Here is an 8,660-nt window from a genome sequence, read left to right on the forward strand (position 1 = left end):
TCCAAGAGCTTTAAGACACCATAATGGAAAAGACTTACCAACCTCAAAGTATCGAACAGCCAATTTACTCGCGCTGGGAAGAAAATCATTACTTCGCGCCTAAGGGTGACGGCACGCCATTCTCTATCATGATTCCGCCGCCGAACGTCACAGGTAGTCTGCACATGGGCCACGCGTTCCAGCACAGCTTGATGGACGCTATGATTCGCCGTGCGCGTATGCAAGGTCAGCGTACCTTGTGGCAACCAGGCAGCGATCACGCCGGTATCGCGACGCAAATGGTGGTAGAGCGTCAACTCGCCGCACAGAATCAAACTCGTACCGAATTGGGCCGTGAAAAGTTCCTTGAGAAAGTATGGGAATGGAAAGCTCAGTCTGGTGGCACTATCTCGGATCAAATGCGTGTCTTGGGTGACTCGGTGGATTGGAGCAAAGAACGCTTCACCATGGACCCAGGCATGTCGGCAGCGGTGCAAGAAGTCTTTGTGCGCCTGTACGATGAAGGCATTATTTACCGTGGTCAACGCCTAGTAAACTGGGACCCAAAACTGCATACAGCCATTTCTGACCTAGAAGTATTGTCAGAAGAAGAGAACGGCTTCATGTGGCACTTCCGTTACCCGCTAGCGGATGGCGCTAAAACAGCGGAAGGTAAAGACTACATTGTTGTGGCGACGACCCGTCCAGAAACTATGCTAGGTGACTCCGCCGTGGCGGTCGCACCAGATGACGAGCGTTACGCTGCATTGGTGGGCAAAGAAGTGGTTCTGCCATTGGTTGGCCGCCGTATTCCAATCGTTTCCGATGAATACGTTGATAAAGAGTTCGGTACGGGTTGTGTGAAAATTACCCCTGCCCACGACTTTAATGACTATGAAGTAGGTAAGCGTCATAACCTACCAATGATCAACATCTTTACCGATGATGCGTCGATCAATAATGAAGCGCCAGAAAAATACCGTGGCCTAGATCGTTTCGATGCGCGTAAAGAAGTGGTGAAAGATTTTGAAGACCTAGGTCTTCTGGAAAAAATCGCCGATCACAAATTAAAAGTGCCACGCAGCGAGCGTGGTAATACAGTGGTGGAGCCGTACCTAACCAATCAGTGGTACGTAGCGGTGGAAAGCCTAGCGAAACCGGCTATCGAAGCGGTTGAAAACGGTGATATTCAATTCGTACCTAAGCAATGGGAAAACACCTACTTTGCTTGGATGCGTGACCTACAAGACTGGTGTATCTCACGTCAGCTTTGGTGGGGACACCAAATCCCGGCTTGGTATGATGCAGAAGGTAACTTCTACGTGGGTCAAGACGAAGCAACCGTGCGTACTAAGTACAACCTAGCGGCAGACCTTGAGCTAACCCAAGACGAAGATGTGTTGGATACTTGGTTCTCTTCTGCACTGTGGACCTTCGCAACACAAGGTTGGCCAGAGCAAACCGAAGAACTGGATCTATTTGGTGAGTCAGACGTTCTAGTAACGGGCTTTGACATCATCTTCTTCTGGGTTGCCCGTATGATCATGATGACCTTGAAATTCACTAACAAGGTGCCGTTCAAAACGGTTTACATCACTGGTCTGATCCGTGATGAACGTGGCGACAAGATGTCGAAATCGAAAGGTAACGTGATCGATCCTCTGGATTTGATTAACGGTATCGATCTAGACGCGCTGGTTGCGAAACGTACCTACGGCATGATGCAGCCACGCCTAGCCGAAAAAGTTGAGAAGAACACCCGTGAAACCTACCCTGACGGCATGCCTGCGTACGGTACCGATGCATTGCGCTTTACGCTGTGCTCACTGGCGTCTGGTGGTCGTGACATCAAGTTCGATCTTAACCGTTTAGAAGGTTACCGTAACTTCTGTAACAAGATCTGGAACGCAGCACGTTACGTGTTGATGAACACAGAAGGCCAAGACTGTGCACAAAGCGGTGGCGATGTAGAGCTATCACTAGCGGATAAGTGGATCATTTCCCGTCTGCAGCACGCTGAAGAAGCGGTAAACAAAGCCTACGATACGCACCGATTCGATCTAGCTGCGCAAGCTATTTACGAGTTCATGTGGCACGAATACTGTGACTGGTACCTAGAGCTTTCTAAACCTGTGCTGTGGGACGAAAACTCAACCCCAGCACAGCTAGCAGGTACACGCCGTACTTTGGTTCGCGTATTGGAAGCCTTCCTTCGTTTAGCGCACCCAATGATGCCGTTTATCACGGAAGAAATCTGGCAGCGTGTAGCGCCTCTTGCTGGTCAAACTGGCGAGACGGTGATGACGCAAGCGTTCCCTGCTACCGACGAAGCGAAAAAAGATGCGGCAGCAGAAGCCGACGTTGAATGGCTAAAAGGTGTTATCGAAGGTGTGCGTAACATCCGTGGTGAGATGAACATTGCACCATCTAAACCGCTGGAAGTCTTCTTCCGCCATGGTTCTGAGCAAGATAAAGCGCGTATGGAAGCTAACCTAACTTTCCTACAGAAGCTGGCGAAAATCGAATCCATTACATGGCTTGAAACGGGTGCGGAGGCGCCTATGTCTGCCACAGCGCTAGTGGGTGAAATGGAAGTGCTTGTGCCAATGGCAGGTCTAATCGATAAGGAAGCAGAGCTTGCGCGTCTGCAAAAAGAAATCGATAAGGCGAGTAAAGATCTACAGCGTATCGAAGGCAAACTAGGCAATGAGTCATTTGTGGCCAAAGCCCCTGCCGAAGTGGTAGAGAAAGAAAAGGCCAAGTGTGAAGATTTGAAATCTGTTGTGGCTCGTTTAGAAGAGCAAAAGACAAGCATCGAATCTTTGTAAGAACAGTCAGCCCTAATCGATAGCGGTTAGGGCGATTGGCTCAAAACAATAATAAGAGGTGGTCAATGGCAGAACGATTTTTTGGTAAGGTGCGCTGGTTTAATGACACCAAGGGGATCGGCTTTATTAAGCGTGATGATTTACCGGATGTATTTGTGCACTATAAATCGATTTTGTCGGATGGGCATAAAACCCTGAAAAAGGGGCAGTCCGTCAGTTTTGAAATCATGGAAACGGATTTTGGTATGCAGGCGTCACAGGTCATGCTGGAAAAACGTCCCACGCTCAATCACTCTGACCAGGTGTGATCTCTTGTTATAAAAAAACCAGCCTAGTGCTGGTTTTTTGTTATTTAAGTACGCTTAAAGCATGCTGTGGGCCAGTTTGACGAAGTCCACTGGGCTTAAGATACCGACCAGTTTGCCGTTCTCTACCACAGGTAGACTGCCGTATTTGTTAGCAATAAAGAACTCGGCCGCGGCTTTGAGAGACATGTTGGGTTCTACGCTCAAGGTGTCCTTGTTCATAGCGTTGCGCACCGGCGTTTGCTCTTCTTTTTTGGCAAGCTGCTGAGTACCGAACTGGCTGACCAAGTAAAAGGCGTGTTTAAGGTATTCGCGCTGTGTCAGCATGCCTAGGCAATTATTCTCATCGTCGATAACGGGTAGGTTGCGAATGTTCTTTTCTGCCATCAGAGCTTTGGCTTTTGCTAGTGAATCACTTTCTTTGAGTGTGACAAGATTGGTGACCATCAAATCTGCTACAGTTTGCACGCTTCAAACTCCTTGTATAATAGTTCCCCTGAGTTTAGGAGATTTGAAATGCCCAGCGCAATAGACCCGTGTCATTCACAACAAGAGAACGACGAATATTGGATGGCCAAAGCCTTGGCGCTTGCCAGTCAGGCGGAGGCTGAGAGTGAGATCCCTGTCGGGGCGATCGTGGTGCAAGGTGGTAAGATTATCGGCCAAGGCTTTAATTCGCCGATTCATACCTGCGATCCGACGGCTCACGCGGAAATACAAGCGATCCGTGATGCTTGTAAAAATGTGAATAACTATCGTCTGCCCGAAGCGACTTTATACGTGACACTGGAGCCTTGCTCTATGTGCGCTGGGGCGATCGTACACAGTCGTATTGCCCGTGTGGTGTATGGCGCGACCGAGCCTAAGAGCGGTGTGGTGGAAAGTCAGCAGCAGTTTTTCTGCCATAGTTTCTTGAATCATCGGGTTGAAGCTCTTGGTGGCGTGCTGGCAGAGCGGGCCAGTACTCAGCTGTCAAACTTTTTTCAGTACCGTCGCGAGCAAAAAAAACGGTTAAAACAACAGGCTAAGGCGCGAAATAACGACACTGAGTAAGGAAAGTCATGATATTGCGCAGACTAGACTGGCTTCAAAACGCCTCATTGATTTAAAATACGGGCAAATTTTTCCCCAAACTACCACATGAGGCAAAACTCGACATGCTGACTCTGCATGGTTCCGCGGCGCTTTCTGCGTTTCGCAAAGCTAAGCTTTTAGCAGGTCTACAAGATCTGTATCCATCTATCACAGATATCGATGCCCAGTTTCTACATTTTGTTGAGCTAAAGTCAGGTCAGGCACTGACAGCAGAGCAACAAGGCGTGCTAGAACAGGCTCTGACTTACGGGGCTAAGTCTGCGCCGATTCAAGTATCTGACAACTACGTTTTGGTAGTGCCACGTCTAGGTACCATCTCTCCATGGTCTTCTAAAGCAACGGACATTCTGCATAACTGTGGCCTTGAGTTGGTAGAGCGTGCTGAGCGCGGTGTGCAGTACTTCATTCATTCAAGCGAAACATTCTCTGACGCACAGCGTACAGAAATCGCAGCATTGCTACACGACCGTATGACGGAGAGTGTATTGCTAGACGTTGCTGCGGCAGAAACCATGTTCAGCCATGCGACGCCAGCGCCAATGACCAGCGTTGATGTGCTAGGCGGCGGTCGTGAAGCATTGGTAGAAGCTAACCAAAAACTTGGTCTAGCCTTGGCGGAAGATGAAATTGACTACTTGGTAGAGTCATTCAAAGAATTGGGTCGTAACCCAAATGACGTAGAGCTAATGATGTTTGCTCAAGCAAACTCTGAGCACTGTCGTCACAAGATCTTTAATGCATCTTGGACCATCGATGGCGAAGAACAAGAACGTTCTTTGTTCAAGATGATCAAGAATACACACGAACATAACCCAGATGGCACCTTGTCTGCGTACAAAGACAACGCCGCGGTTATGGAAGGTCACAAAGCGGGCCGTTTCTTCCCGAACTCTGAAACACGTGAATACGATTTCTCACAAGAGAACATCGACATTCTGATGAAGGTTGAAACCCACAACCACCCAACGGCGATTGCGCCATTTGCCGGTGCGGCGACAGGTTCTGGTGGTGAGATCCGTGACGAAGGCGCAACGGGTATTGGTGCTAAGCCAAAAGCTGGCCTATCAGGTTACACCGTATCTGACTTGAAACTTCCAGGTTTTGAACAACCATGGGAAAGCCAATACGGCAAACCAAGCCGTATCGTGACACCTCTGGACATCATGATCGAAGGTCCGATCGGTGGCGCGGCGTTTAACAACGAATTTGGTCGTCCAAACCTACTAGGTTACTTCCGTACTTTCGAACAGACAGTACAAGGTCCTACAGGTGACGAAGTACGCGGTTACCACAAGCCAATCATGCTAGCAGGCGGTATCGGTAACATCCGTCGTGAGCACGTTGAAAAAGATGAGATCCAAGTAGGTTCTAAGCTAGTAGTACTAGGTGGCCCTGCAATGTTGATCGGTCTTGGCGGTGGTGCAGCATCTTCTATGGCCTCTGCAGACGGTAACGAAGATCTAGATTTTGCTTCTGTACAACGTGGCAACCCAGAAATGGAACGTCGTTGTCAGGAAGTAATCGACCGTTGTTGGCAGCTAGGGGATAACAACCCAATCAGCTTTATCCACGATGTGGGTGCAGGTGGTCTGTCTAATGCTTTGCCTGAGCTTGTAAAAGACGGCGAGCGTGGCGGTAAGTTCGATCTACGTAAAGTATTGAACGACGAACTTGGCATGTCACCGCTAGAGATCTGGTGTAACGAATCTCAAGAACGTTACGTAATGGCGATTCCGGCTAACCGTATCGACGAGTTCGCAGCGATCTGTGAACGTGAGCGTTGTCCATTTGCTGTGGTAGGTGAAGCGAAAGAAGAACTGCACCTAGAAGTTGAAGATCCACACTTCGATAACAGCCCAGTTGACCTACCAATGTCTGTACTATTTGGTAAGCCACCTAAAATGCACCGTGAAGCAGCGAAAGCGGACGTGAAAGGCGATGACTTTGACGGCTCTGACGTTGAATTGGCTGAAGCAGCGAAGCGCGTGCTTAGCCTACCAACGGTGGCATCTAAGAGCTTCTTGATCACCATCGGTGACCGTACTATCACAGGTATGGTGGCGCGTGACCAAATGGTCGGTCCATGGCAGGTACCTGTAGCGGACGTAGCGGTAACGACTTCGTCTCTAGACAGCTACACAGGTGAAGCGATGACTATGGGTGAGCGTACGCCAGCAGCACTATTGAATGCACCAGCCTCTGGTCGCATGGCAGTAGGTGAGGCGCTAACCAACTTGGCAGCAGCAAAAATCACCAAACGTAACCACATTAAGCTATCTGCAAACTGGATGGCGGCTGCGGGTCACGCAGGTGAAGACGAGAAGCTATACCAAACGGTTAAAGCAGTCGGTATGGAACTGTGTCCAGCACTGGATATCGCCATCCCTGTTGGTAAAGACTCTATGTCTATGAAGACTGTATGGAAAGAGGACGGCGAAGAAAAAGCGGTTACTTCACCATTGTCTCTAGTTATTTCTGCGTTTGCACCAGTTGAAGATGTTCGTAAGACATTAACGCCTGAGCTTAAGCAAGCAGACAGCCAATTGATCCTATTGGATCTTGGCGCGGGTCAAAACCGTCTAGGTGGTTCGGTACTTGCGCAAGTCTTCAACAAAGTAAGCAGCGCAACACCTGATGTAGACAGCGCAGCAGTTCTGGCAGGCTTCTTTGATACCACTCAAGCATTGAACGCGGAAGGCAAACTACTTGCTTACCACGACCGTTCAGACGGTGGTCTATTTGCAACCTTGACTGAAATGTCTTTTGCAAGCCACATCGGTCTAGATGTTGATCTAACCAACGTTGCCAAAGATAAAGCGTCTCTAGCGGCGTCTTTGTTCAACGAAGAACTAGGTGCAGTGATCCAAGTAGCGAACAGCGAAGTGGACGCAGTACTAGCAGCTTACCAAATGGCAGGCGTCTCTGCGACAGCGATTGCAACACTAAACGATAGCGATACCTTGAACTTCGCTTTCCAAGGTGAACAAGTACTTTCTCAAGATCGTATCACTTGGCAGCGTACTTGGTCTGAAACAAGCTACCGTATCCAAGCGCTGCGTGATAATCCAGAATCAGCACAGCAAGAATTCGATAACTTGCTCGATGCGAAAGATCCTGGTCTGTCTGCGAAACTAAGCTTCGATATCAATGCGGACGTTGCCGCACCTTACATCAGCACTGGTGCGAAACCTCGCATGGCGGTATTGCGTGAGCAGGGTGTTAACGGTCAAGTGGAAATGGCAGCAGCCTTCCATAAAGCTGGCTTCAATCCAGTTGACGTTCATATGAGTGACATCCTAACGGGTCGCGTCTCACTTGAAGAGTTCCACGGCCTAGTTGCATGTGGTGGTTTCTCTTACGGTGACGTACTAGGTGCGGGTGAAGGTTGGGCGAAGTCTATCCTATTCAACACTCGTGCACGTGAGCAGTTCGAAGCCTTCTTCAACCGTCAAGAAACCTTCTCGCTAGGTATCTGTAACGGTTGTCAGATGCTATCTAACTTGCATGACCTGATTCCTGGTGCGCAAAACTGGCCGAAGTTCGTACGTAACCAATCTGCACAGTTCGAAGCACGTCTAGTTCAGGTAGAAGTGAAAGAGTCTAACTCGATCCTACTTGCTGACATGGCCGGTTCTGTTATGCCGATCGCGGTTGCCCACGGTGAAGGTCAAACGGAATACCGTGATGACGCACACAAAGGTATCCTGCAAGCGAATGGTCAAGTAGCGCTACAATTCGTTGACCACTACGGTCAAGCGACAGAACGTTACCCATTCAACCCGAACGGCTCTTCTGAAGGTATTACCGGTGTAACGTCTGAAGACGGTCGTGTCACCATCATGATGCCTCACCCAGAGCGTGTTTACCGTGCGGTACAACACAGCTGGAAGCCAGAAGGCTGGCAAGAGCAAGGTCCTTGGTTGCGTCTATTCCAAAACGCACGCAAGTTCCTAGGCTAATCGCTTAGCTTTAAAGTATTTAAAAGCCCGCTACGGATTTCCGTAGCGGGCTTTTTGTTTTTAAGGGTCGTGGCTCAGGGGGCAGATCCCTTCTAAGTATCAGCTTCCAATGCCTTCTATCTGTTAAGGGATCTGACCCCTTTCAATTCTGAAGGGCATTAAAAACTGCTTTGTCTATTTATTGATCGATAAGTGCTTGATTGTGATTAATAAACAATCAATTCTGCGGTTTTCTCTTATAAATTCGATGTTTTTTAAAATTAATTCAAAAAGTGCTTGCGCTGAAAATTCTGATGCGTATTATACGCCTCCACTGACACGGCAGACCACAACGGACTGCGAAGCGAACTGGAAACAGCAAGCAACAGTGTCAACGCTCTTTAAAATAGATAATCAGATAATTTGTGTGGGCGCTCGCTGGAGACTTCTCAAAAACTTTGAAGTCTTAAGCAAGTGACCATGTCAATTCGCTTTACGTTCTTTAATCTTAGGGT

Annotated in this window: 5 protein-coding genes; 4 read left to right on the forward strand and 1 reads right to left on the reverse strand. The window is 48.7% G+C overall.

The genetic code is table 11. The features are described 5' to 3' along the window. Positions 1-23 precede the first annotated feature (23 nt). The gene (locus MAQ5080_RS07830) at positions 24-2,807 is read left to right on the forward strand and encodes a valine--tRNA ligase (RefSeq protein WP_067208503.1); all 2,784 of its coding nucleotides are present in this window, start codon (positions 24-26) and stop codon (positions 2,805-2,807) included. A 65-nt stretch (positions 2,808-2,872) separates the two neighbouring features. Next, on the forward strand, positions 2,873-3,115 hold the full coding sequence (locus MAQ5080_RS07835) for a cold-shock protein (protein WP_067208506.1): 243 nt from the start codon (positions 2,873-2,875) through the stop codon (positions 3,113-3,115). A 54-nt stretch (positions 3,116-3,169) separates the two neighbouring features. On the opposite strand, the gene MAQ5080_RS07840 is transcribed toward MAQ5080_RS07835, so the two are convergent. Beyond that, on the reverse strand, positions 3,170-3,580 hold the full coding sequence (locus MAQ5080_RS07840; protein WP_082861060.1) for a CBS domain-containing protein: 411 nt from the start codon (positions 3,578-3,580) through the stop codon (positions 3,170-3,172). Positions 3,581-3,628: 48 nt separating this feature from the next. Here MAQ5080_RS07840 and tadA point away from each other — a divergent pair, with 48 nt between their 5' ends. Together tadA and purL are read left to right on the forward strand one after the other, a co-directional pair. Further along, positions 3,629-4,165 carry a tRNA adenosine(34) deaminase TadA gene (gene tadA / locus MAQ5080_RS07845; RefSeq protein ID WP_067208510.1) on the forward strand — a complete coding sequence of 179 codons (537 nt, stop codon included), beginning with the start codon at positions 3,629-3,631 and terminating at the stop codon, positions 4,163-4,165. Positions 4,166-4,269: 104 nt separating this feature from the next. Then, positions 4,270-8,166 (forward strand): phosphoribosylformylglycinamidine synthase, encoded by a 3,897-nt coding sequence (gene purL / locus MAQ5080_RS07850; protein WP_067208513.1) that lies wholly within the window; start codon positions 4,270-4,272, stop codon positions 8,164-8,166. Positions 8,167-8,660 lie beyond the last annotated feature (494 nt).

It is taken from the genome of Marinomonas aquimarina, from assembly GCF_900089755.1.
Classification (GTDB): Bacteria; Pseudomonadota; Gammaproteobacteria; order Pseudomonadales; family Marinomonadaceae; genus Marinomonas; species Marinomonas aquimarina.